Below are 24,492 nucleotides of genomic sequence, written 5' to 3' on the forward strand. Positions count from 1 at the left end.
GGGGGTGCCCTCGGAGCGGGGGAAGAACTCGTACCAGGAGCCGTACAGGGCGCGTTCGCGTTCCACCAGCAGCGGCATCGGGTCGGAGGCGGTCACCAGCTCCCGCAGCGGGTGCCGGGCGAGCACCGCCTCCACCCGAGGAGCCAGCGCCGCCGCGAGGCGCCAGGCCGCCGGACGGCCGCCGTCCCGCAGGGCCGCCACCGCGTCCAGGACGGGCTGCCGGTCCGCCTCCGGGACCCCGGCGGCGGCCCGCTCGTACAGCAGCGCGCCCTCCGTCAGGACCAGCTCGCTGTCCAGGCCGGCCGGGATCTTGATCCGGGCGTGGTGCCGCCAGGTGCCGACCGGGTCCGACCACGCCTCAACCGTGTAGGTCCACAGGCCGGGTTCGCCCGGGGTGACGGTGGCGCCCCAGCGGTCGGTGCCCGGGGCGAGTTCCCGCATCGGCGTCCAGGGACCGGGCCGGCCCCCGGGGTCGCGGAGCACCACGTTCGCCGCGACGGCGTCGTGGCCCTCCCGGAACACGGTGGCCGTGACCTCGAAGGACTCCCCGGTGACCGCCTTGGCGGGCCTGCGGCCGTGCTGGACCACGGGACGTACGTCGAGGATGGGGATGCGGCCCGAGGCGGTGGCCGCGCCCGGTGCGGACCGCTCCCCGGCGGCGGGCGGCACGGCGGTGCCGGGCGGCGCGGCACCTTTCCCGCCCGTCGTCTTCTTTCCTGGTGCCTTGGCCTTGCTGCTGGTCGGGGGTGCTGACGAGTGGTGCGTGGCGGGCATGACCGCTCCTGTCCGCATCAACGTGGTTGTGGGCGGATGGGTGTGGGGAGGTGGGTCCTGCGGGTGAGCTGTGGTGCGCCTGTGGGGTGAGTACCGAAAAGGAGCCTTCCCACCGGGTTCGGGTGGGCAATCCGGCACTCTGTTAACTACTCGCGCGTACGTCCACCCGCAGAACCGGCCCCTTCCTTCCGGGTGCCCGGTGACCGGGTGTTGACGCCCCCTCCGACACCCCCGGCGGGGTACGTCCCCACCGACCGCGCGGTAACCACTACCGTCGGATACGACGACGAGACGTACAGCTCGGTGCGTCTCACCCGCAACGCGTCCCGAGGTAGGAATGTGAAGGCGATCCGTCGGTTCACCGTCCGTCCCGTTCTCCCCGACCCCCTCCGGCCGCTGAACGACCTGGCGCGCAATCTGCGCTGGTCCTGGCATGCGGAAACGCGCGATCTCTTCCAGTCCGTCGACCCCGAGGCATGGGCCTCGGCCGGCGGCGACCCGGTACGGCTGCTGGGCGGCGTGCGGCCGGCCCGGCTGGCCGAACTGGCCGCGGACCGGCGGTTCCTGCGCCGCCTCGCCGCCGCCGCCGACGACCTCGACGACTATCTGACCGGAGACCGCTGGTACCAGGCCCAGTCCGACGGCCTGCCCGCCGCCGTCGCCTACTTCTCCCCGGAGTTCGGCATCACGGCCGCGCTCCCGCAGTACTCCGGCGGCCTCGGCATCCTCGCCGGCGACCATCTGAAGGCGGCCAGCGACCTCGGCGTACCGCTGGTCGGGGTGGGACTGCTGTACCGGCACGGGTACTTCCGGCAGACCCTCTCCCGGGACGGCTGGCAGCAGGAGCACTACCCGGTGCTGGACCCCAACGAACTGCCCCTCACCCAGCTGAAGGAGTCCGACGGCACCCCCGCCCGGGTCTCCCTCGCCCTGCCCGGCGGCAAGGAGCTGCGTGCCCGGATCTGGCTGGCGCGGGTCGGCCGGGTGCCGCTGCTGCTGCTCGACTCGGACGTGGAGGAGAACGACCTCGGCGAACGCGGGGTCACCGACCGGCTCTACGGCGGCGGCAGCGAGCACCGGCTGCTCCAGGAGATGCTCCTCGGCATAGGGGGTGTGCGGGCGGTGCGGACGTACTGCCGGCTCACCGGGCACCCGGTGCCGGAGGTGTTCCACACCAACGAGGGGCACGCCGGGTTCCTCGGTCTGGAACGGATCGCCGAACTCTGCGCCGGCGGGCTGGACTTCGACTCCGCGCTGGAGGCCGTGCGGGGCGGCACGGTGTTCACCACGCACACCCCGGTCCCGGCCGGCATCGACCGCTTCGACCGGGAGCTGGTCGGCCGGCACTTCGGCCCGGACGCCGAACTCCCGGCCCTCGACGTGCGACGCGTCCTGGCGCTGGGCGAGGAGACCTACCCGGGCGGCGAGCCCAACCTGTTCAACATGGCCGTGATGGGGCTCCGGCTGGCCCAGCGGGCGAACGGGGTGTCCCTGCTGCACGGACAGGTCAGCCGGGGCATGTTCGCCGGACTGTGGCCGGGGTTCGACGCCGAGGAGGTGCCGATCACCTCCGTGACCAACGGGGTGCACGCCCCGACCTGGGTGGCGCCGGAGGTGCTGCGGCTCGGGGCCCGGCAGGTGGGTGCCCAGCGGACCGAGGACGCGCTGAGCGTCGGCGGCTCCGAGCGCTGGGACTCGGTCGCGGACATCCCGGACCAGGAGATCTTCGAGCTGCGCCGCACCCTGCGCGAGCAACTGGTGCTGGAGGTGCGGGAGCGGCTGCGGGCCTCATGGCGGCAACGCGGCGCCGGCGACGCCGAGCTGGGCTGGATCGACGGGGCGCTGGACCCGGACGTGCTGACGATCGGGTTCGCCCGCCGGGTGCCGTCGTACAAGCGCCTGACGCTGATGCTGCGCGACCGGGACCGGCTGACGGAACTGCTGCTGCACCCCGAGCGGCCGGTGCAGATCGTGATCGCGGGCAAGGCGCACCCGGCGGACGACGGCGGCAAGCGGCTGGTGCAGGAGCTGGTCCGGTTCGCGGACGACCCCCGCGTGCGGCACCGGATCGTCTTCCTGCCCGACTACGGCATGGCGATGGCGCAGAAGCTCTACCCGGGCTGTGACGTCTGGCTGAACAACCCCCTGCGGCCGCTGGAGGCGTGCGGCACGAGCGGGATGAAGGCGGCGCTCAACGGCTGCCTCAACCTGTCGGTGCTGGACGGCTGGTGGGACGAGTGGTTCAAGCCGGACTTCGGCTGGGCCATCCCGACCGCCGACGGGGTCGGCACCGACCCCGACCGCCGGGACGACATCGAGGCGGCGGCCCTGTACGACCTGCTGGAACAGCGGGTCGCGCCGCGCTTCTACGAGCGCGGGCGGGGCGGACTGCCCGACCGCTGGCTGGAGATGGTCCGCCAGACGCTGTCCCTGCTGGGCCCGAAGGTGCTGGCGGGCCGCATGGTCCGCGAGTACGTCGACCGGCTCTACGCCCCCGCCGCGCGGGCGCACCGGGCGCTGACCCCGGACACCGCCCGGGAGCTGGCCGAGTGGAAGTCCCGGGTGCGGGCCGCCTGGCCGGGGGTGAGCGTGGATCACGTCGAGACCACCGCGACGACGGCCACGGCGGAGCTGGGCACCACCGTGGGCCTGCGGGTCCGGGTGGGCCTGGGCGGGCTGGGTCCGGACGACGTGGAGGTGCAGGCGGTGTCCGGCCGGGTGGACGCGGAGGACCGCATCACCGACGCCACCGTCGTCCCGCTGAAGGCGACGGGCGCCCCCGACCTGGAGGGCCGCCTCCTCTACGAGGGTCCCCTCTCCCTGGACCGCACCGGCCCCTACGGCTACACGGTCCGCGTGCTGCCCGCCCACCGGCTCCTCGCCAGCGGCGCCGAAACGGGCCTGGTGACGGTGCCGTCGCAGGAGGTGGTGGAGGGAGCGGGGATGGTGCTGCGCTGACCCGCCCCGGCGTGCTCAGCCCTCGCCGGCCCGGGCGGACAGCCGCCTGAGCACCGTGCCGCACCGGCGGGCGTACGCGTGCTGCAAGCCCCGGGTCGCCGCGCCGCCGGCCTTCGCGTACCACTTGGCCGGCCGGCTGAAGGCCGCGACGGTGAGCCAGACCGTGCCGTCTCCGGTGCGGTCGACCACGAAGGCCTCCTCGCCGCACTCGGGGTGGCCTTCGAGGGTGCCGTAGGCCCAGCCGGCGCGGCGGGGTTCCTCGACCGTCCAGACGATGCGGCAGGGGGCCTTGACCACGCCGGCCAGGGTGACCGTGACGTCGGCACCGGGGGCGGCGCGGTCGGCCGTGGCGTCGATGCCGACGCCCAGGGCGCGGTGCATCTCCCAGGTCAGGACCGCCTCGGCGGCCCGCCGGAACACCTCGTGGCCCTCTCCGATACGGGTGCGGACGAACATCGGGTGGAAGCCGGGCGGGCAGAACGCCAGGTCGTCGCGGGTCGCGCCGACCGGCTCGTAGGTGAAGGGCGCCGGGGACATGGGTCACAAGGGTAGGGCGGCACCCGGGAGGAGGTACTCCCGGGTGCCGCCCTGGCGCGCCGTGTGCGACTAGCTGACGTTGACCCCGGTCCAGGCGGCGGCGACCGCCTTGTACTCGGTGCTGGTCGAGCCGTACAGCGCGGACGCCGCGTTCAGGGTCGCCGTGCGGGCGGCCTTGTAGTTGGTCGTCGACGTCATGTACGTCGTCAGCGCCTTGTACCAGATCTGGAGCGCCTTGGCGCGGCCGATGCCGGTGACCGCGGCGCCGTTGTACGTCGGCGAGTTGTAGGTGACACCGTTGATCGTCTTCGAACCGCTGCCCTCCGCGAGGAGGTAGAAGAAGTGGTTCGCGACGCCGGACGAGTAGTGCACGTCCTTGTTGCCGACGGTGGAGGACCAGTAGTCCGCCGAGCCGCCGTCCTTGCTGGGCTTGTCCATGTAGCGCAGCGGGCTGCCGTCGCCGTTGATGTCGATCTCCTCGCCGATGAGGTAGTCACCGACGTCGTTGGGGTTGTTCGCGAAGAACTCGACACCCGTGCCGAAGATGTCCGAGGTGCCCTCGTTCAGGCCGCCGGACTCACCGGAGTAGTTCAGGCCCGCGGTGTTGGAGGTGACGCCGTGGCTCATCTCGTGGCCGGCCACGTCCAGCGAGGTGAGCGGGTTGACGTTGCCGCTGCCGTCGCCGTAGGTCATGCAGAAGCAGCTGTCGTCCCAGAAGGCGTTCACGTAGGCGTTGCCGTAGTGGACGCGGGAGTAGGCGCCGACACCGTTGTTCTTGATGCCGCTGCGGTTGAAGGTGCTCTTGTAGAAGTCCCAGGTCTCCTGGGCGCCGTAGGCGGCGTCGGCGGCCGCCGTCTGGTCGGTGCTGGAGCTGGACGCGGTGCCGGTGCCCCAGACGTTGTCGGCGTCCGTGAACAGCGTGCCGGTGCCGGACGTCTTGCGGGCCAGGTTGTAGGTCTTGTGACCGCCCCGGCCGGCGTCGGTCAGCTGGTACGTCGAGCCCGACAGGGTGGTGTCGAGGCTGACGGTGCCGGAGTACAGGCTCTTGCCGGTGCCGGTCACGTTCTCGACGCCCTGGTACTCGAAGAGCTTCTTGCCGGAGGCGGCGTCGGTGATGACGTGCAGTTGGTTCGGGGTGCCGTCGTCCTGGAGGCCGCCGACGACCGTCTCGTAGGCGAGGACGGGCTTGCCGGAGCCGGCCCAGATCACCTTGCGGGCGCCGTCCGCGCTGGTCTTGGCGGAGCCGAGGGCCTTGGCGGCGGACACCGCCTGCTTCTCGGCCTTGGCGGCGGTGACCTGCGGCTTGAGCGAGGCCACCTTGATGACCGACTTGTTGGCCTTGGTGATGCCCTCGGCCTTGCCGGACTTGGCCGTGTGGACGATCAGGTCGCCGCCGAGCACCGGCAGACCGGCGTAGGTGCGCTCGTAGCGGGTGTGGACGGTGCCGTCGACGTCCTTGACGACGTCCTTGACGACCAGCTTCTCCTTGGCGCCGAGACCTATGTGCCGCGCGGTCCGGGCGGCGTCGGCCTGGGCCTGCCGGATGAGGGTGGTGCGGGCAGCGGCGGACAGCGTGGTCGGGGCTGCGGCCAGGGGCTTGGCGGCGGCACCGGCCGGGGTCTGGGCGCTCGCGCTGGTGGTCAGACCGGTGGAGACGAGGGCTCCGGCGGCGACAGCGGTGGCGACGGCCAGGGTGATGCGCTTGTGACGCGCGTAGAGGGGGCTCACGCAAGCTCCTTCGTGGGGGAGTCCGGTCAGTGTGGGGTTACTGGCCGGAGAGTGTGGCGTTGTGAAGTTGCTGTGCTGCTGCGGCGGGTGGAGAGAGAGTGACATCAAGGGCGCGTACATGTCAGGCCCCTGAAGTGATGTTGGCCGAAAATCGCCTGTCCGGTAAACGTTGCGGGCGTGTGAACGGGCGCCGCCCGGGGGTGCGTCACCCCCGGACGGCCCCGTGATCCCGGGCCCGTGGCGTGTGGTTTACGGGAAGGTCAGCTTCCAGCCGTTGATCGTTCCGGTGTCGTAGGTGGCCTGATCCTGTACGCGCAACTTCCACGTTCCATTGGCCGGTTCGGCCGCGGCGTTGACCGTGTAGGTCTCGTTCACGTCGTCCGCCGAGTCCGAGGAGCTGGCGTTCTTCAGCCGGTAGGCGGTGCCCGACGGGCCGACGAGGTCGATCACCAGGTCGCCCCGCCAGGTGTGCGTGATGTCGACGCTCACCTGGAGGCCGGCCGGCGCGTTCCCGGTCCGGCCGGAGACGGTGATGTCCGAGGTGACGGCGGGTCCGTTGTCCGGGACGGCCACCGGCGTGCTGCTCTCGTACGACGTGCCGCCGCCGCTCCCGCCGCCGGAGCGCGCGCCCACCCCGATACCCGCCCAGGCGTCCTGCACCGCCTTGTACTCGGCGCTGGAGGTGCCGTACAGCTCGCCGGTCGCCGCGAGGGTGCCGGTGCGCGCGCCCGCGTAGTTGGTGGTGGACGTCCACTTGGTGGTCAGCGCCCGGTACCAGATCTGGAGCGCCTTGTCCCGGCCGATGCCGGTGACCGGGAGGTTGTCCGCCGTCGGCGAGTTGTAGCTGACGCCGTTGACCACCTTGGCGCCGCTGCCCTCGCTCAGCAGGTAGAAGAAGTGGTTGGCCGGGCCGGACGAGTAGTGCACGTCGACCCCGCCGATGCCCGAGTACCAGTTGTCCTTGGACGCGCCGTCCTTGCTGGGCTTGTCCATGTACCGCAGCGGGGTGCCGTTGCCGTTGATGTCGATCTTCTCGCCGACGAGGTAGTCGCCGACGTCGGTGGCGTTGTTCGCGTAGAACTCCACGCCGGCCGCCATGATGTCGCTGGTCGCCTCGTTCAGGCCGCCGGACTCCCCGCTGTAGTTGAGGTTCGCGGTGGCCGAGGTGACGCCGTGGCTCATCTCATGGCCGGCGACGTCGATCGAGGTCAGCGGCTTGGCGTTGCCGGTGCCGTCGCCGTAGGTCATGCAGAAGCAGCTGTCGTCCCAGAAGGCGTTCACGTAGGCGTTGCCGTAGTGGACGCGGGAGTAGGCGCCGACGCCGTTGTTCTTGATGCCGGTGCGGCCGAAGGTGGCCTTGTAGAAGTCCCAGGTGAGCGCGGCGCCGTAGTGGGCGTCCGCGCCCGCGGTGGCGGCGTTGGAGGTGGCCCCGTTGCCCCAGGTGTCCAAGGACTGCGAGTACAGGGTGCCGGTGCCGGAGGTGCCGCGGTTCAGGTTGTACGTCTTGTGTCCGCCGCGCGCCCCGTCGGTGAGCGTGTACGTCGAGCCCGACTGGGTGGTGGTCAGCGCGACCTGACCGCTGTACTGGGTGTTGCCCACGCCGTTCCTCACCCCCTGGTACTCGTACAGCTTCCGGCCGGTGGTGGCGTCGGTGATGACGTGCAGCCGGTTCGGGGTGCCGTCGTCCTGGAGCCCGCCGACGACCGTCTCGTACGCCAGCACGGGCTTGCCGGAGGCCGCCCAGACCACGGTGCGGACGCTGTCCGCGGCCGGCGCCGTCCCGCCGAGCGCCCTCGCCCGCTGCACGGCCTGCCGCTTTGCCGCGGCCCGCGGCACCGCCGGGGTGAGACCGGCGACCTTGAGCGTGGCGCCGGTGGCCCGGACCACGTCCACGGTCCTGCCCGACCTGGACGCCACGACCAGGTCGCCGCCGAGCACCGGCAGACCGCCGTACGTCCGCTCGTAGCGGGTGTGCAGGGTGCCGTCGGCGTCCTCGACGACGTCCTTGACGACGAGCCGCTCCTTGCCGCCGAGGCCGATCGACCTGGCGGTGGCCGCCTTGGTGGTGTCGGCGCGCCGGATCAGCTCGGCGCGCTGCGAGGGGGTGAGCTCGACCGCCACGTGCGCGGGGTTCGGCCGGCCGGCCGGCGGTTGCGCCGGGGCGGCGGTGGCCGAGCCGGACTGGACGGCGGCGGCGATCAGCGCGGCGACACCGGCGAGGGCGACGGTGGCGGTGCGGCGGGGCGTGCGGGTGCGCGACGGGGTGTGGGAGGTGCGTCCGCGAGAGGAACTGCTTCTCAACACTGACTCCTTCTGCGTGGCCGCGGGGTGCGCGGCCAGGGGAGACCGGACGGAGGGTTGGGGCGTCCGGGGCAGAACAGGGCGTTGCGCGGAACCAGGTGCGGGTGCTGGCCGGCCCGTTCGACGTGCGGAAGCTGTGAGGTTGCTGTGAGTCGGCCAGGGAAGAGTGGCAGGAGATCTCCCTACTTGTCAGGACCGCGTCACTAAGTTGGCCAAAAACGGTTCGTTGTCCGGTCGTTCATGTTCGTTATGCGGACCGTTGGACGGATGTGCACCCGGGGCGCCGCACCGGCCCCCGGACCCGGCGCCACGGCGGGGTGCGGCGGGTGTGCGGCGAGGGGTGCGGCGGGGGTCCGGCGGGGCGCGGCCAAAACTCGGTGGGCGATACAGGCGGCGGTCCGTACGCTCGCGGTTGATGCCCACGACACGTGCAACCACCGACCGCTCCGCCCCGCGCGCCCTGCTCCGGCTGTGGCCGTACGTCCGCCCCGTGCGCGCACGGCTGATCACCGCCGCGGTCGTCGCGGTCGTCGCCTCCTGTACCGGGCTGGTGATCCCGCTCGTCCTCAAGTGGATGGTCGACGGGCCGGTCGCCGCCCATGACCCGGCCGGCGTGTGGCTGGGCGCCCTGTACCTGCTCCTGCTCGGTGTCGCCGAGGCGGTCCTGTTCGGCGTCCGGCGCTGGCTCGTGGCCCGCCCGCTGTCGTACGTGGAGGCGGGGATGCGGGCGGACCTCTACCGCCGTCTGCAACGCCTGCCCGTGGCCTTCCACGACCGCTGGGCCTCCGGCCAGCTGCTCTCGCGCGCCACCACCGACCTGATGCTGCTGCGGATGTTCCTCGCCTTCCCGCTGACCTTCCTGCTCGTCAACGGCGTCACCATCCTCGTCGGCCTGGTGATCATGCTGATGCAGGACTGGGTGCTGGGGCTGGTCGTCCTCGGCCCCGCCGTCCCCGTGATGTGGACCTGCGCGGTCTTCGAACGGCGGTACGCCGAGGTGTCGCGGCGCGCCCAGGACCAGGTCGGGGACCTCGCCACGGTGGTCGAGGAGAGCGTCCTCGGCATCCGCGTCGTCAAGGGCTTCGGCCGGCACCGCAGCCAGGCGCGCGCCTTCCGGGAGCTGGCGGTCCGGCTCCGGGACACGGAACTGCGCAAGGCGCGGCTGCTCGCCTCGATCTGGAGCGTCATCGTGACGCTGCCCGAGGTGGCGATCGGGGCGGCGCTGGTCCTGGGCGCGGTGCGGGTGGCCGACGGCGGCCTCTCGGCGGGCACGCTGGTCGCCTTCCTGAGCACGGCCCTCGCACTGCGCTGGCCGGTGGACTCCATCGGGTTCCTGCTGGCGATGAGCCAGGAGGCGGCCACGGCCACCGAACGGTACTTCGAGGTGATGGACGAGGAACCGGAGGACGGCACGGCCGCGGCCGGCCCCGCCGCCGGCGCACCGGTGAAGGACCCGGCCGCGCGAGGGCTCCGCTTCGAGGACGTCCGGTTCCGCTACCCCGACGCGCCCCCCGGCTCCCCGCCCCTCCTCGCCCACGTCGACCTGCACATCCGGCCCGGCGAGTCCATGGCCCTCGTCGGCGCCACCGGCAGCGGCAAGACGACGCTCACCGCCCTCGTCCCCCGGCTGTACGAGGTCACCTCCGGCCGGATCACCCTGGACGGCGTCGACATCACGGCCATGACCCGCGAGGAACTGCGCGCCAGGGTCGCCGTCGCCTTCGAGGAACCCACCCTGTTCTCGGCGAGCGTCGGCGAGAACGTGCTCATGGGCGCCCCGGACGGCGCCGGTGAGCCCGAGCTGGAACGGGCCCTCGCCATCGCCCAGGCCGACTTCGCGCACGCGCTCCCGCAGGGCACCGGCACCCGCGTCGGCGAGCAGGGCCTCAGCCTCTCCGGCGGCCAGCGGCAGCGCCTGGCGCTGGCCCGCGCGGTGGTCGGCCGCCCCGAGTTCCTGGTGCTGGACGACCCGCTGTCCGCGCTCGACGTGCACACGGAGGCCGCCGTGGAGGCCGCGCTGCGCCACGTCCTCACCGACACCACCGCGCTGATCGTCGCCCACCGCCCGTCCACGGTGCTGCTCGCCGACCGGGTCGCCCTGCTCTCCGGCGGCCGGATCGCCGCCGTCGGCACCCACCAGCAACTGCTGCGGGAGAACGCCGAGTACGCCCATCTGATGTCCGGGGAACAGGAGGACTCCCGTTGACCGCCACGACCGCCTCCACCCCCGCCGTCACCGACGACGATCCGTCCCGCCCGGCGGACGCGGGCGACCCCTTCGACCGGGACGTCCTGCCCACCCCGCCCGGCGCCACCGCGGCCCTGCTGCGCTCGCTGCTCGCGCCCCTGCGGGCCCGGGTCGCGCTCACCACGCTCCTGCTGCTGCTCCAGCAGGCGGCGGTGCAGGCGGGCCCACTGCTGGTGGCGTACGCCATCGACACCGCCGTACCGGCGTTCCGCGACGACCGGCACGGCCCGCTGGTCGCGGTCGCCGTCGGCTACCTGCTGTGCGCGCTCGCCTCCGGCATCCTCCAGTTCGCGTTCGTGGAGACCTCCGCCCGGGTCAGCCAGGACGGGCTGCTGGACCTGAGGGGGCGGATCTTCCGGCACGCGCAGGCGCTGAGCGTCGACTTCCACGAGCGGTACACCTCCGGCCGGCTGATCTCCCGGTCCACCACGGACGTCGAGTCGCTGCGCGAACTCCTGGAGGAGGGGCTCCAGGAGCTGGTGACCGTGGTGCTGTCCTTCGTCTCCATCGCGGCGCTGCTGCTCTGGCTGGACCTCGGCCTCGGCGCGGTCGCGGTGGCCTCCTTCGTGCCGCTGTACGCGCTGGTCCGGCTCTACCGGCGGCGCGCGGGGCGGGTGTTCGGGGAGCGCTCCACGGCGATCGCGGCCGTGATCGTGAAGTTCGTGGAGACCATGAACGGCATCCGTCCGGTGCGCGCCTTCCGCCGGGAGGCCGCGAACGACGCCGAGTTCGCCGGGCTGAACGCGCGGCACGCCCGCACGAACGGGGACACGCTGCTGGAGATGGCCCGCTACGTGGTCGGCTCCCGGCTGGTGGCCAACACGGCGGTCGCCGGGATCGTGCTCTGGGGCGCCCACCGGGTGGCGTCCGGCTCACTGGAACTGGGCGTGCTGGCGGCGGCCGTGCTGTACCTGCGCCGGCTCTACGACCCGATCGACCGGCTGGGCATGTTCCTCAACTCCTACCAGTCGGCCGCCGCCTCACTGGAGAAGATCGCCGGACTGCTGGCCCAGACGCCCTCCGTGCCGGAGCCCGCCCGGCCGCGCGAACTCCCGCCGCTGACGACGGAGTTCCCCGGCCGCGAGGTGGTCTTCGACGGGGTCCGGTTCGGCTACCGCACCGGCGGCGAGGTGCTGCCCCGCTTCGACCTCACCCTGCCCGCCGGGCAGACGGTCGCGGTCGTCGGCTCCACCGGCGCCGGCAAGTCCACCCTGGCCAAGCTGCTCGCCCGCTTCTACGACCCCTCCGACGGGCGGGTGCTGCTGGACGGCGTGGACCTGCGCGAGCTGGCGATGCCGGAACTGCGGCGCGGGGTGGTCATGGTGACGCAGGAGGCGTTCCTGTTCTCCGGCACGGTCGCCGACAACATCGCCATCGGCCGGCCCGACGCCACCCGCGAGGAGATCGAGGCGGCCGCGAAGGCGATCGGCGCCGACGAGTTCATCAGTGCGCTGCCCGACGGCTACGACACCGACGTCCGCAAGCGCGGCGGGCGCATCTCCGCCGGGCAGCGCCAGCTGGTCGCCTTCGCCCGGGCACTGCTCGCCGACCCGGCCGTGCTGATCCTGGACGAGGCGACCAGCTCGCTGGACATCCCGGGGGAGCGGGCCGTCCAGCGCGCGATGTCGACGGTGCTGCGCGGCCGGACGGCCGTCGTGATCGCGCACCGGCTGTCCACCGTGGAGATCGCGGATCGGGTCCTGGTGATGGAGCACGGCCGGATCGTCGAGGACGGCCGCCCGGCCGAACTCATCGCGGGCACCGGCCGCTTCGCGAACCTGCACCGGGCGTGGCGGGACAGCCTGGCGTAGCCGGCCCGCTAGCCGGGGTACGGCAGCAGACCGCTCGCGATCCTCTCCCACGCCCCCTTCAGCTCGGCCAGCAACGCGGGCCGGTCCCGCCCCAGATCGGCCTGTTCGCGCAGGTCGGACGCGAGGTGGTAGAGGTGGTCGGTGCCGGCGGCGTCCTGGTAGTACTTCCAGTCGCCGCGGCGCAACGCCCGGTTGGCCCGCACCCGCCAGAACAGGTCGCGCTCGGGGAGTTCCTCGCCGCGCAGCAGGTAGCCGGCGAGGCTGGTGCCGTCCAGCGGGTGGGCGGGGTCGGGACGGGCACCGCCCAGCTCCAGCAGGGTCGCGGTCCAGTCGGGGGAGAAGTTCGGCTCGTGGCTGACCTGGTGGCCGTCGATCCGGGCCGGCCAGCGCACGATGGCCGGCACCCGGATGCCGCCCTCCTTCAGGACGAATTTCTCGCCGCTCAGCGGCCACTGGTACGACCAGCGCTCCCCGCCGTTGTCGCTGGCGAACAGCACCAGGGTGTTCTCCTCCTGCCCGGAGCGGCGCAGCGCGGCCAGCACCTCGCCGACCGCCGCGTCCAGGCTCTGCACCATCTCGGTGTACTTGGCGACCGAGCCGCCGTCGCGGTGGTTGAGGGCCTCGGTGACCTGGCCCGGATTCTTCGCGGCCCGGATCCGCGCGGCGATCTCCGCGCCGGTCTCCTCGTCGCCCTCGGCGAGCCAGGGCCAGTGCGGGGTGGTGAAGTTGAGGTTGAGCAGCCAGGGCCGGGTGTGCTTCCGGCCGACGTACTCGACGGCCCGTTCGGTCAGGACGGTCGTGTAGTAGCGCAGGTCCCGGTACTCGGCGTCGCCCTCGTACAGGTCGTGTTCGCCGAGCTGGCCGAGCTTGGAGAAGTACTCCAGGACACCGCCGAAGTTGCCGAAGAACTCGTCCCAGCCGGACTTGGTCGGGCTGTGGTCGGGCAGCCAGCCGCAGTGCCACTTGCCGATGAGCGCCGTGTCGTAGCCGGCCTTCTTCAGCAGGGAGGCGAGGGTGGGGTGGTCCGGGTCCAGGCCCTGGGACCTGTCGGCCACGGGCTCGGCGAGGCCGCCCTCGGTGCGGCCCGGGTAGCGGCCGGTGTAGAGGCTGAAGCGGGTCGGCGAGCAGGTCGCCGAGCCGGAGTAGGCGTCGGTGAAGCGCACGCCCTGGCGGGCCAGCCGGTCCAGGTTCGGGGTCTTGATGTGCGGGGCGCCGTAGGAGGAGAGGTCGGCCCAGCCGAGGTCGTCGCCCAGGATGACCAGGAAGTTGGGGCGCGTCCCGGGGGCGGCGGCGGTACGGGCCCGGAAGGGGCGTTCGGCGGGGGCGGCCTGCGCGGGCGTGGCGGCGCCGGCGACGGTGGTGACCGCGCCGCCGCCGAGCAGACCGCCGAAGGCACGGCGGGATATGTCGGGCATGCGGAATCCTCGGAACGGCCGTGCCCCGACGCGGGGCACGACGAGGTGAAGGAGGGAGGGAAGAGGTGGAGGAGGGTGCGGCTCAGCGACAGAGGGCGCTGGACTGCCGGCACAGATCCACGTGCCGCCGCCCCACGAGCGCGAGGGGCGCGCATGCGTGTTCGATGGTCGGCTTCATGATCCCAGGACGGTGCCAGGCGTCCGTACCGGCCGTCAAGACGCTGTCCGGCAGGCGGGATCACGGCACCCCCAGCTCGAAGAGGGCGTAACCGGCGTACGAGCCGGAGGCCAGGGCCGCGATGCCCAGCAGCGTGCACTGCACCGGCAGGCTCAGCCGGCGCATGGCGACCGCGAGCGGCAGGAACAGCGGGAAGCAGGGCAGCAGGTAGCGGGAGATGTTGGCGACGATCTGCTGGCTGCCGAGGACCAGCGCGAGCGTGAGGACGGTGTACAGGACCAGCACCGCCGGCGGGCGCAGCCGCAGCAGCAGCGGCAGCAGCGCGGCCGCGAGCAGGATGACGGCGACCGAGATGACGTCCGCGAAGGGGTAGGCGAAGAGGTAGTCGAACTTGCCCACCGGCACGGACGTCAGCACGTCGAGGGTCTGCTCGCCGTAGTCGAAGCTGTGCGCCCAGGCGCCCGACTGGAGCTTGAAGTAGCCGCCCAGGTCGCCCATCCGGTCACCGACCCACAGCAGGTAGCCGAGCAGTCCGAGCGGGGCCATGACCATCGCCAGTACCGGGCGCAGCACGCCGTCCTCGCGCCGGCGCAGACAGAGCAGCGCGGCCACGCCGAGCGCGGCGATCAGCGCGGCGGCCGTGGGCCGGTTGAGGCCGGCCGCGAAGGTGAGCACACCGGCGGTGAGCCAGCGGCGGGTGAGCACGGCCCAGCAGGCCCAGGCCGCCAGGGCCACGTAGAGGGAGTCGGAGTAGACCGCCCACTCCACGCCCGAACCCGGCCACACCGCCCACAGCCCGGCCGCCGCCAGCCCGGCCCGCCGCCCGCCGAACCGGTCCGCGATCGCGTAGACGCCGAGGGCGGCGGCGAAGGAGGCGACGATGGAGACGAGCAGCCCGGCGCCGTACGAGCCGAGCCCGGTGAGCGTCGAGGTGAGCCGGATCAGGGCCGGGTAGAGCGGGAAGAACGCCGCCGAGTTGCCCTCCAGCGTGATCAGGCCGGTGGCGCCCGGGACCGGGACGAGCTTCGGGTCGTAGCCGTGCAGCGCGATCTGCTGGTACCACCAGCCGTCCCAGGTGGCCAGCACGTCCCAGGCGTGCGCGCCGCCGCCGAACCGGGGGTGCTTGGCGCGGTAGTCCCCGGTGGCGGAGAGCAGGTACATGAAGGAGCAGAAGCCGGCCAGCTTCAGCGTGCCGAACAGGGCGAGGACCGGCCCGTGGTGGCGGGCGGCGGCCCGCAGCCGCGCGCCGGGCGTGCTGCGGGCGGGCGCCGCGTCGAGGCGGGGCAGGGTCGCGGTCACCGGGCCACCGGCCCCGGACGGCGGCGGCCCAGGGTGCGCCGCATCCGGGCGATCCCGCGCAGGTCCGCCAGCGCGGTGGCGAACAGGTCGACGCTGCTGTCCGGGTCGTCCACCCAGTCCACCGGCACCTCGTGGATCCGCAGCCCCGCCCGCTCGGCGAGCACCAGCAGCTCCGTGTCGAAGAACCACTCCCCGTCCCGTACCAGCGGCAGCAGCCGCTCGGCGGTCTCCCGCCGGACGGCCTTGAACCCGCACTGCGCGTCGGAGAAGCCGACGGCGAGCGTGCAGCGCAGCAGGACGTTGTAGCACCGGGATATGACCTCGCGCTTGGTCCCGCGCACCACCCGCGCGCCGGGCGCAAGCCGGGTGCCGATGGCCAGGTCGGAGTGGCCCGAGATGAGCGGGGCGACCAGCGGCAGCAGCGCGGTGAGCCCGGTGGACAGGTCCACGTCCAGGTACGCCAGCACGGGAGCCCGGGACCCCGACCAGGCGGCCCGCAGCGCCCTGCCGCGGCCCTTCTCGGCCAGCCGCAGCGAGGTCACCCCGGCGAGTTCGGCGGCGAGCCGGGCGGCGATCGCCGGGGTGCGGTCGGTGCTCGCGTTGTCGGCGATGGTGATCCGGAACGGGTAGGGGAAGGTGTCCCGCAGGTGCGCGTGCAGCCGGCGGACGTTGGGCTCCAGGTCCTTCTCCTCGTTGAACACCGGTACGGCCACGTCCAGGACGGGCTCCTCCGGGGGCGTGCGCAGGAGGGCGGGCCGGGGCACCGGCACTCCGGCCGGGGGCCGGCTCGGTCGGATGTGGGTCACGTGGTTCCCCGTCTGTTCTCGGGTGTGGGGCGTGCGGAGGGCACGGGCGGGCGAGGCGGGCGGCACGGGCTAACCGCCCGGTCCGGCCGTCTCGGAGGGGCGGTCCGACGGCTCGGCGGGCGTGCTCGCCGGCGCGGTGGTGCCGCCGCCGGCCCGGGCGGTGGCCGTGGCGGACGGCGGCCCGTGTCCGGAGTCGGCCGGGGTCCCGCCGGCCGTGGGCGCCCGGGTGGTGCTCGGGGTGTCGCCCGGTACCGGCGGGGAGGACGTCGAGGAGGTCGAGGTCGCCGGGGAGGTCGAGGACGACGAAGACGACGAGGACGACGAGGACGACGATGACGTGGTCGATGTGGTCGATGTCGACGTGGGCGGCGGTCCGCTGGGCGTCCGGGTCGGCGGCGGTGACGGTGTCGTGCTCGGCGTGGGACCCGGGCTGGTGAAGGGCCGCGGGGGCGGTGCGGTGGGCCGGTCGTCGGTGTGGCCGTGCGGCCACAGGAACAGCCCCAGGCCCAGCCCGGCCACCGCCAGCACGGAACCGGCGGCCCGGCGTGCCGCGCGCACCCGGCGCCGGGCCCGCACGCCCGCGCGCAGCGACTCCCGGTGCCGGGCCTCGAAGGGCGCCGGCTGCCGGTCCAGCCGCATGAGCCGCGTCAGCTGCCGCTCGAAGGGGTCCAGGGCGTCGGGCTGATCCGTCGGATCGGGCCGGCCGACGCGATCCGGCCGGTACCCGCCGTCCGTCCGCTCCATCCGGTCCGTCCGATCCCCGAGGTCCGTGCGATCCCCGCGGTCCGTGCCATCCCCGTGGCCCGTGTGATCCCCGCGGTCCATGTGGTCCATGTGGTCCATGTGGTCCATCTCCCTCACGCCACCGGCTCGACGACGTCGGCCAGCAGCCGGCGCAGCCGAGCCACCCCGCGCGCGGCATGGGACCGGGCCGTGCCCACGGGACACCCCAGGGTCTCGGCGACCTGCCGGTCGGGCAGGTCCTGGTAGTAGCGCAGCACCACGGCGGCCCGCTGCTGCGGGGTCAGCCGCGCGAGCGCCGCCTCCAGCCGGGAGCGCTCGGCGACGGTCACCGACAGATCGCCGGCCGCCGCCGTCTCGGGCAGCTCCTCGACGGGCCGTTCGCCCCACCAGCGCCGGCGGGCGGAGCGGGCCGCGGCCCGCGCCAGCACCTTGCGCACATACGCCTCCGGCGCCTCGTCGGCGACCTTCGGCCAGACGAACCACAGCTTGACCAAGGACTCCTGCAACAGGTCCTCGGCCCGGTGCCGGTCGCCGCCGGTGAGCAGACGGGCCAGATGGAACAACACCGACCAGCGGGCCGCCACGAACGCGTCGTACTCACCGGCCCTGGCCTGCTCCATCCCCATGGGTCCCCGTTCTCGCCGGCTGTCTACACCAGGAGAAAGGCCCTGGACCCCCGCCGGCGCTGCACCGGCGGAGCGTGATCCGCGTCACTCCCGGGCGTCGGACGGGTTCAGGCGACCCGCAGCAGCAGCACCGTCCGCGCCGGGACCGTGATCCGGGACCCCGCCCGGTGGACCGTACCCGGTGCCCGGGACTGCTCCTCAACGGCGGTGTCCACGACCACCTCGTACCGCTCCGCCCACGGCGGCCCCGGCAGCACGAACCCCGTCGGCCGGTCGCCCGCGTGCAGCACCGCGAGGAAGCTGTCGTCCACCACCGGCGCGCCCCGCTCGTCCCGGCCCGGGATGTCCCGCCCGGACAGGTACATGCCGAGCGTGGCCGCGGGCGCGTACCAGTCGCCCTCGGTCATCTCCGCCCCGCGCGCGGTGAACCAGGCCAGGTCCCTCAGTCCGTCCGCGGTCTGCGACCGGCCGGAGAAGAAGGCCCGCCGGCGCAGCACCGGATGCCGGTGGCGCAGCGCGACGAGCCGCGCGGTCAGGTCGTACAGCGCCCGCCAGCCGGGCTGCTCCAGGAGCGACCAGTCCAGCCAGCTGATCTCGTTGTCCTGGCAGTAGGCGTTGTTGTTGCCGCGCTGGGTGCGGCCGAGTTCGTCGCCCGCCACCAGCATCGGCACACCGGTGGAGAGCAGCAGGGTGGTCAGCAGGTTCCGCAGCTGCCGGCGGCGCAGCGCCCGCACCCGCTCGTCGTCGCTCTCGCCCTCCGTCCCGCAGTTGGCGGACCGGTTGTCGTCCGTGCCGTCCCGGTTGTCCTCGCCGTTGTCCTCGTTGTGCTTGGTCTCGTACGACACGAGGTCGCGCAGGGTGAAGCCGTCGTGCGCGGTGACGAAGTTGACGGAGGCGTAGGGGCGCCGCCCGCCCCAGGCGTACAGGTCGCTGGAGCCGGACAGGCGGTAGCCCATCTCGCGCACGTCGGGCAGCGCGTGCCGCCAGAAGTCCCGGACGGTGTTGCGGTAGCGGTCGTTCCACTCCGCCCACAGCGGCGGGAACGCGCCCACCTGGTAGCCGCCGGAGCCGATGTCCCACGGTTCGGCGATCAGCTTCACCCGGCGCAGCACCGGGTCCTGGGCGATGACCGCGAGGAACGGGGAGAGCATGTCGACGTCGTGCATCGAGCGGGCCAGCGCCGCCGCCAGGTCGAAGCGGAAGCCGTCCACGCCCATCTCGGTCACCCAGTAGCGCAGCGAGTCGGTGATCAGCCGCAGCACCTGGGGCCGTACGACGTGCAGGGTGTTGCCGCAGCCGGTGTAGTCGGCGTACCGGCGGGCGTCGTCCTGGAGCCGGTAGTAGCCGCGGTTGTCGATGCCCTTCAGCGACAGCGTCGGCCCCAGCTCGCCGGCCTCCGCGGTGTGGTTGTAGACCACGTCGAGGATGACCTCGACGCCGGCCGCGTGCAGCGCCCGCACCATCCGTTTGAACTCGCCGACCTGCTGCCCGGCCGTGCCGGAGGCGGCGTAGCCGGCGTGCGGGGCGAAGTAGCCGATGGAGTTGTAGCCCCAGTAGTTCCGCAGGCCCCGGCGCAGCAGGTGGTCCTCGTGCGCGAACTGGTGCACCGGCAGCAGCTCGACGGCCGTCACGCCCAGCCCCACCAGGTGCTCGATCGCGGCCGGGTGCGCGAGCCCCGCGTAGGTGCCGCGCAGCTCCTCGGGGATGCCGGGGTGCAGCTTGGTGAAGCCGCGGACGTGCAGTTCGTAGATGACCGAGTCCGCCCAGGGCGTCTTGGGCCGGCGGTCGTCGGACCAGTCGTCGTCATCGTGGACGACGACGCCCTTCGGCACGTACGGCGCCGAGTCCCGCTCGTCCCGCACGGTGTCCGCCACCTGCTGCTCCGGCCAGTCCCGCACATGTCCGTACACCTCCGGCGGCAGCCCGAACTCGCCGTCGACCGCCCGCGCGTACGGGTCGAGCAGCAGCTTGGCCGGGTTCCAGCGGGCGCCGGTCCACGGGTCCCAGCGGCCGTCCACCCGGTAGCCGTAGCGCTGTCCGGGCAGCACGCCCGGCACGAAGCCGTGCCAGATCTCGTGCGTCAGCTCGGTCAGCGGCACGCGCGTCTCCCGGCCCCCCTCGTCGAACAGGCACACCCGCACCGCCTCGGCGCCGGCGGCCCACAGTGCGAAGTTGGTGCCGGCGACCCCGTCCGGACCGACCCGGAACCGGGCCCCCAGCGGGGTCGGCGCCCCCGGCCACACGGCCGGGACGGGCGGTACGGCCCGCCGGGCGCCGTTCGCCGCCGCCGGTCGCTCGCTCCCGGTGGCCGGCCCCCCGGCCGGTGCCCGCCGCTCGGCTGCGCTCGTCACTGTCGGCCCCTCTTCTCAGTGGCTCGCCCGAGGGGCGTGCCCGGCCGCCGGGCGGCCCGGGGGAGCGTCCCGGCACCCCCGGCCGCCCGGTACGACCGCGCCCCGACGGCTCCGACGCGGGTGCCGGGGGCGCCCTCCGGGCGGAGGGCGGGCTCCCCGGCGTGTCGTCCTTCCCTCCTGTTCTGCCCAGCGCGTGGCTCGCACTCACGTTTCCCCGGAGCGGGCCGGTCGTTGGGCCCCGTGTGAGGCACGCACAAGGACGCGCACGGCGCGTGGGGGCCGCGCTGGCCGCCGTACTGACATGGACGGGGCTGCTCGCGGGCTGCTCCGCGGACGGCTCGGGACCGCTGGGCATGGGCGGGATGCCGGGCAGATCCCCGGCTCCCGAGGACGTCATCCGGGTGACCCCCGACGACGGCGGCACGGGCGTACGCCCGGGCGACCGGCTGCGGGTCCGGCTGCCCGCCGGGCGCCTGGAGAAGGTGACCGTCGTCAAGTCCCGGGACGCGCAGGACTCACCGGTCCCCGGGCACATCAGCGAGGACGGGCTGACCTGGCAGCCCGACGAGGACCGGCTGGCGCTCGCCGCCCGGTACACCGTCGACGCGGTGGCGCTGGACGCCCGGGGCCGCCGCTCGGCCCGGCACACCACGTTCACCACCTACGTCCCGGACGAGCGGTTCATCGCCTACGTCACCCCGGAGAACCGCGCCACGGTCGGCACCGGGATGATCGTCTCGCTCGCCTTCAGCCGGGAGATCACCAACCGCGCCGCCGTCGAACGGGCCGTCAGCGTCACGGCCCGGCCGCCCGTGGAGGTCCGTCCGCACTGGTTCGGCAAGGACCGCCTGGACTTCAGGCCCGAGCGGTACTGGAAACCCGGCACCGAGGTCACCGTCAGCCTGGGCCTGCGGGACGTGGAGGGCGCGCGGGGCATCTACGGCCTCCAGGACAAGACCTTCTCCTTCACCGTCGGCCGCAGCCAGGTCTCGCTGGTGGACGTCACCAAGCACAGCATGGACGTGCGGCGCGACGGACAGCTCCTCGCCACCGTCCCGGTCACGGCGGGCGCCCCCAAACACCCGAGCTACAACGGGAAGATGGTGGTGATGGACATGCTGGAGGTCACCCGCATGAACAGCCAGACCGTCGGCTTCGGCGGCGAGTACGACATCCCCGACGTCCCGCACGCCATGAAGCTCACCGACTCCGGCACCTTCCTGCACGGCAACTACTGGGCGCCGGACGCCCCCGGGCAGACCAACGTCAGCCACGGCTGCGTGGGTCTCAGGGACGTCAAGGGCGGCAGCTCGGACACCCCGGCGGGCTGGTTCTTCGACCGCACCCTGGTCGGCGACGTCATCGAGGTGGTGCACAGCAAGGACAAGACGGTCGCGCCCGACAACGGCCTCGGCGGGTGGAACATGGGCTGGCGGGAGTGGCGGGAGGGCAGCGCGGTGCGGTGACGGGCCGCGGGGGCCCCCCAAACCGGCGGCGGCGGGCGGATGTTGCGACGGAACGGTGACATTCGCCTGACACCGCGCCCAGAACCCGGCAGTTAATATGCGCGCACCGAAGTGGTGGGGAGCTGGCCGGGTCTGACCTGGTCCGGCGAGGGGAGAACAACTTGAACATGCGGCCTGAACCGGGGGCGTCGGTGCGGGGGCGGCGGGGCCGTAGGGGACTGGCACTCATAGCCGGCGCCCTGGTGCTGTCGCTCGCCGCGTGCGGCGGAGGCGGGGATGCCGGTTCCGGCTCCGGCTCCGGGCACGGGAAGACCGCGGGCGGCACCCAGGGCGGACGGTCCACGGCCGCGGTCAGCATCGCGCCCGCGTCCGGCGCCACCGGCGTCGACACCAGCGGCACCCTCAAGGTCGGGGTGGCCAAGGGCAGGCTGACCGAGGTCACCGTCAAGGACGACGAGGGCGCGAAGGTCGAGGGGGCGCTCACCGCGGGCGGCACCTCCTGGACGCCGTCGGCCCACCTGGCGGCCGGCACCCGGTACACCGTGCACGCGGTCGCCGAGGACTCCGCGGGCCGCCGGGCCACCGAGGACTCCAGCTTCACCACGCTGACCCCGAAGAACACCTTCACCGGCTACTTCACCCCCGAGGACGGCTCCACCGTCGGCGTCGGCATGCCGTTCTCCATACGCTTCACCCGGGGCATCACCCGCCCCGGGGACGTCGAGAAGGCCGTCCGGGTCAGGACCGAGCCCGCCGTGGACGTGGCCGGCCACTGGTTCGGCAACGACCGCCTGGACTTCCGCCCGGAGAAGTACTGGAAGGCCGGCACCAAGGTCACCGTCGACCTCGACCTGGACGGCGTCGAGGGCCGCGACGGCGTCTACGGCAAGCAGCGCAAGACCGTGAAGTTCACCATCGGCCGCAACCAGGTCTCCTACGTGGACGCCAAGAAGCACACCATGAAGGTCACCCGGGACGGCAAGACCGTCCGGACCCTCCCGGTCACCACCGGCAAGCCCGGTTACGACACCTGGAACGGCCAGATGGTCATGAGTGAGAAGCTCGCCGTGACCCGCATGAACGGCGAGACGGTCGGCTACGGCGGCGAGTACGACATCAAGGACGTCCCGCACGCCATCCGCCTCACCACCTCCGGCACCTTCATCCACGGCAACTACTGGGGCGGCGACGCCTTCGGCAACTACAACGCCAGCCACGGCTGCGTCGGTCTGCGCGACGTGCGCGGCGGCTACGACGGAGCCGTCCCGGCCGCCTGGTTCTTCGACCACTCGATGCTCGGCGACGTGGTGGTCGTGAAGAACTCCCACGACCGCACGGTGGCCCCGGACAACGGCCTCAACGGCTGGAACATGTCGTGGGCCGACTGGCGGAAGTGAGCCCCGGCTGACGTGAGGACCCGGTGCTGTGACCTACGGCACCGGGTCCGATGTCGTTAGTGGCCGTTAACCTGGCCTCCATGACCGTCACTCTGGAAGTCGCCGAAGGCGTCGGCACCCTGCGTCTGGACCGGCCGCCCATGAACGCGCTGGACATCGCCACCCAGGACCGGTTGAAGGAGCTGGCCGAGGAGGCCGCCCGCCGCGACGACGTGCGCGCCGTGGTGATCTACGGCGGCGAGCGGGTGTTCGCGGCGGGCGCGGACATCAAGGAGATGCAGAACATGGACCACGCGGCGATGGTGCTGCGGTCCCGTGCCCTCCAGGACTCCTTCACCGCCGTGGCCCGCATCCCCAAGCCGGTCGTCGCCGCCGTCACCGGCTACGCGCTCGGCGGCGGCTGCGAGCTGGCCCTGTGCGCGGACTACCGCATCGCCGCCGACAACGCCAAGCTCGGCCAGCCCGAGATCCTGCTCGGCCTGATCCCGGGCGCCGGCGGCACCCAGCGGCTGCCCCGGCTGGTCGGCCCCTCCAAGGCGAAGGACCTGATCTTCACGGGCCGTCAGGTCAAGGCCGACGAGGCCCTGGCGATCGGCCTGGTGGACCGGGTCGTCCCGGCCGCCGAGGTGTACGAGCAGGCGCACGCCTGGGCCGCGCGGCTCGCCCGGGGCCCGGCCATCGCGCTGCGCGCGGCGAAGGAGTCCGTCGACACCGGACTGGAGGCCGACATCGACACCGGTCTCGCCGTCGAACGGAACTGGTTCGCGGGTCTGTTCGCCACCGAGGACCGTGAGCGGGGCATGCGCAGCTTCGTCGAGGAGGGGCCGGGCAAGGCGAAGTTCGTCTGACCGTCAGCCGGATGAACCTCCAGCCCGCCCTCGCCGGGGGCCCTGCCGTTGACGCGTCGTCGCATTCGGGTCCCTCGATGGAGCGGTTTATGGGAGCCTTATAGGCACCTTAAATCTGTACTGTCGAGGGAGCCCGGCGCTTGCCCGGAAGTGAGCCGTCGCCGCAGGTCAACCATGCCGTACCAGACATCGAGATGCCGACGGCATATGCCGCTCGACTGGCGCGGAACGGGGGCGTACGGGGGGCGTATTCCTCCGGAACGCCTCCCAAGTACCCGCCGGACGGCCATCATGGGGGCATGGCGGGGCTGGAGGGCATCGAACAGCCGCGGGGACACAGCCGTGCGACCGCGGCGCGCTGGTCGCCCGCGGTCGAGGACGAGCAAGGACTCAAAGCACTCGAACTGTTCGGCGACCCGGCGCAGTCGGAGGTCCCGCTGCCCTCCCGCCCGGAGTCCGCGGCCACCGCCCGCCGGCTCGCCCAGGTCGTCCTCCTGCGCACCTGGCGGCTCACCCCCAAGCTCACCGAGGACGCCGTCCTCCTCGTGTCCGAACTCGTCGGCAACGCCGTACGGCACACCGGCGCCCGCGTCTTCGGTCTGCGCATGCGGCGCCGCCCCGGCTGGATCCGGGTGGAGGTCCGCGACCCCTCGCGCGGTCTGCCCTGTCTGATGCCGGTCCAGGACATGGACGTCAGCGGACGCGGACTCTTCCTGGTGGACAAGCTCGCCGACCGCTGGGGCGTGGACCTGCTGCCGCGCGGCAAGACGACCTGGTTCGAGATGCGGGTCGCCGACCGGTAGGGGCCCGTTTCCGGGGCCGCGACCCGACACCCCCCGTCAACTGGACGAATCGCCGGTTTTCCCCGCCTTTCCCCCTTAAATGGTGCGGGTGACCTCCACCCACCGCCGTGATGTGCTGCGGGCCGGCGCCGGGCTCGCCGCCGGCGGTGCGCTCGCCGCCGGCTGCGGTACCGGCCGGGCCGCCCCGCCCGCCACCCCGGCC

The 24,492-nt window shown here is 73.1% G+C and carries 17 protein-coding genes and 1 pseudogene; 7 read left to right on the forward strand and 11 right to left on the reverse strand.

Going from position 1 to position 24,492, the window contains the following annotated elements; genetic code table 11:
- Positions 1–774: maltotransferase domain-containing protein (locus tag IF37_RS0133380; RefSeq protein WP_037857653.1), on the reverse strand; the 774-nt coding region annotated here is incomplete at its 3' end.
- Positions 775–1,113: 339 nt separating this feature from the next.
- Between IF37_RS0133380 and glgP the strand changes: the two genes are divergently transcribed.
- Positions 1,114–3,732 carry an alpha-glucan family phosphorylase gene (gene glgP / locus IF37_RS0133385; RefSeq protein WP_030751413.1) on the forward strand — a complete coding sequence of 873 codons (2,619 nt, stop codon included), beginning with the start codon at positions 1,114–1,116 and terminating at the stop codon, positions 3,730–3,732.
- A gap of 15 nt (positions 3,733–3,747) precedes the next feature.
- On the opposite strand, the gene IF37_RS0133390 is transcribed toward glgP, so the two are convergent.
- From IF37_RS0133390 to IF37_RS0133400, 3 genes are all read right to left on the reverse strand, one after another.
- Positions 3,748–4,269, reverse strand: a complete 522-nt coding sequence (locus tag IF37_RS0133390; protein WP_030751417.1) for a DUF1990 domain-containing protein — start codon at positions 4,267–4,269, stop codon at positions 3,748–3,750.
- Positions 4,270–4,338: 69 nt separating this feature from the next.
- Complete coding sequence (locus tag IF37_RS0133395) at positions 4,339–5,997, reverse strand: M4 family metallopeptidase (protein ID WP_030751420.1); 1,659 nt, start codon at positions 5,995–5,997, stop codon at positions 4,339–4,341.
- Positions 5,998–6,246: 249 nt separating this feature from the next.
- Positions 6,247–8,298, reverse strand: coding sequence for a M4 family metallopeptidase (locus IF37_RS0133400; protein ID WP_030751423.1), 2,052 nt, complete (start codon positions 8,296–8,298; stop codon positions 6,247–6,249).
- A gap of 415 nt (positions 8,299–8,713) precedes the next feature.
- Between IF37_RS0133400 and IF37_RS0133405 the strand changes: the two genes are divergently transcribed.
- A complete protein-coding gene (locus tag IF37_RS0133405; protein WP_030751426.1) occupies positions 8,714–10,504 on the forward strand; it encodes an ABC transporter ATP-binding protein in 1,791 nt (596 codons plus the stop codon).
- Complete coding sequence (locus tag IF37_RS0133410; protein ID WP_030751429.1) at positions 10,501–12,357, forward strand: ABC transporter ATP-binding protein; 1,857 nt, start codon at positions 10,501–10,503, stop codon at positions 12,355–12,357. Before IF37_RS0133405 ends, IF37_RS0133410 begins: the two co-directional genes overlap by 4 nt.
- An 8-nt stretch (positions 12,358–12,365) precedes the next feature.
- On the opposite strand, the gene IF37_RS0133415 is transcribed toward IF37_RS0133410, so the two are convergent.
- From IF37_RS0133415 to glgX, 7 genes and pseudogenes are all read right to left on the reverse strand, one after another.
- Positions 12,366–13,772 (reverse strand): sulfatase, encoded by a 1,407-nt coding sequence (locus tag IF37_RS0133415; RefSeq protein WP_030751432.1) that lies wholly within the window; start codon positions 13,770–13,772, stop codon positions 12,366–12,368.
- 82 nt (positions 13,773–13,854) lie between these two features.
- Entirely contained in the window at positions 13,855–13,950 is a 96-nt protein-coding gene (locus tag IF37_RS46690) for a putative leader peptide (protein ID WP_367647137.1), read from the reverse strand.
- 60 nt (positions 13,951–14,010) lie between these two features.
- On the reverse strand, positions 14,011–15,189 hold the full coding sequence (locus tag IF37_RS0133420; RefSeq protein ID WP_173457074.1) for a glycosyltransferase family 39 protein: 1,179 nt from the start codon (positions 15,187–15,189) through the stop codon (positions 14,011–14,013).
- Between the two features lie 101 nt (positions 15,190–15,290).
- Positions 15,291–16,019 (reverse strand): annotated as a pseudogene (locus IF37_RS0133425) (dolichyl-phosphate beta-glucosyltransferase); the annotation flags it as partial.
- Between the two features lie 105 nt (positions 16,020–16,124).
- Positions 16,125–16,799, reverse strand: a complete 675-nt coding sequence (locus tag IF37_RS42945; protein WP_079166007.1) for a hypothetical protein — start codon at positions 16,797–16,799, stop codon at positions 16,125–16,127.
- Between the two features lie 113 nt (positions 16,800–16,912).
- The gene (locus IF37_RS0133435) at positions 16,913–17,419 is read right to left on the reverse strand and encodes a SigE family RNA polymerase sigma factor (RefSeq protein ID WP_030751445.1); all 507 of its coding nucleotides are present in this window, start codon (positions 17,417–17,419) and stop codon (positions 16,913–16,915) included.
- 113 nt (positions 17,420–17,532) lie between these two features.
- Entirely contained in the window at positions 17,533–19,776 is a 2,244-nt protein-coding gene (glgX, locus tag IF37_RS0133440) for a glycogen debranching protein GlgX (protein ID WP_030751448.1), read from the reverse strand.
- Positions 19,777–20,018: 242 nt separating this feature from the next.
- Here glgX and IF37_RS0133445 point away from each other — a divergent pair, with 242 nt between their 5' ends.
- The 4 genes from IF37_RS0133445 to IF37_RS0133460 all read left to right on the forward strand — a co-directional run bounded on the left by IF37_RS0133445 (position 20,019) and on the right by IF37_RS0133460 (position 24,290).
- Positions 20,019–21,242: an Ig-like domain-containing protein gene (locus IF37_RS0133445; RefSeq protein WP_030751450.1), complete on the forward strand. Its 1,224-nt coding sequence runs from the start codon at positions 20,019–20,021 to the stop codon at positions 21,240–21,242.
- A gap of 167 nt (positions 21,243–21,409) precedes the next feature.
- Complete coding sequence (locus IF37_RS0133450) at positions 21,410–22,639, forward strand: Ig-like domain-containing protein (protein ID WP_173457070.1); 1,230 nt, start codon at positions 21,410–21,412, stop codon at positions 22,637–22,639.
- An 80-nt stretch (positions 22,640–22,719) separates the two neighbouring features.
- A complete protein-coding gene (locus IF37_RS0133455; RefSeq protein ID WP_030751453.1) occupies positions 22,720–23,487 on the forward strand; it encodes an enoyl-CoA hydratase/isomerase family protein in 768 nt (255 codons plus the stop codon).
- Positions 23,488–23,786: 299 nt separating this feature from the next.
- The gene (locus IF37_RS0133460; RefSeq protein WP_030751454.1) at positions 23,787–24,290 is read left to right on the forward strand and encodes an ATP-binding protein; all 504 of its coding nucleotides are present in this window, start codon (positions 23,787–23,789) and stop codon (positions 24,288–24,290) included.
- The last annotated feature ends 202 nt before the right edge of the window (positions 24,291–24,492 follow it).

Origin of the sequence: Streptomyces sp. NRRL S-31, assembly GCF_000718775.1 — a bacterium.
GTDB lineage: Bacteria > Actinomycetota > Actinomycetes > Streptomycetales > Streptomycetaceae > Streptomyces.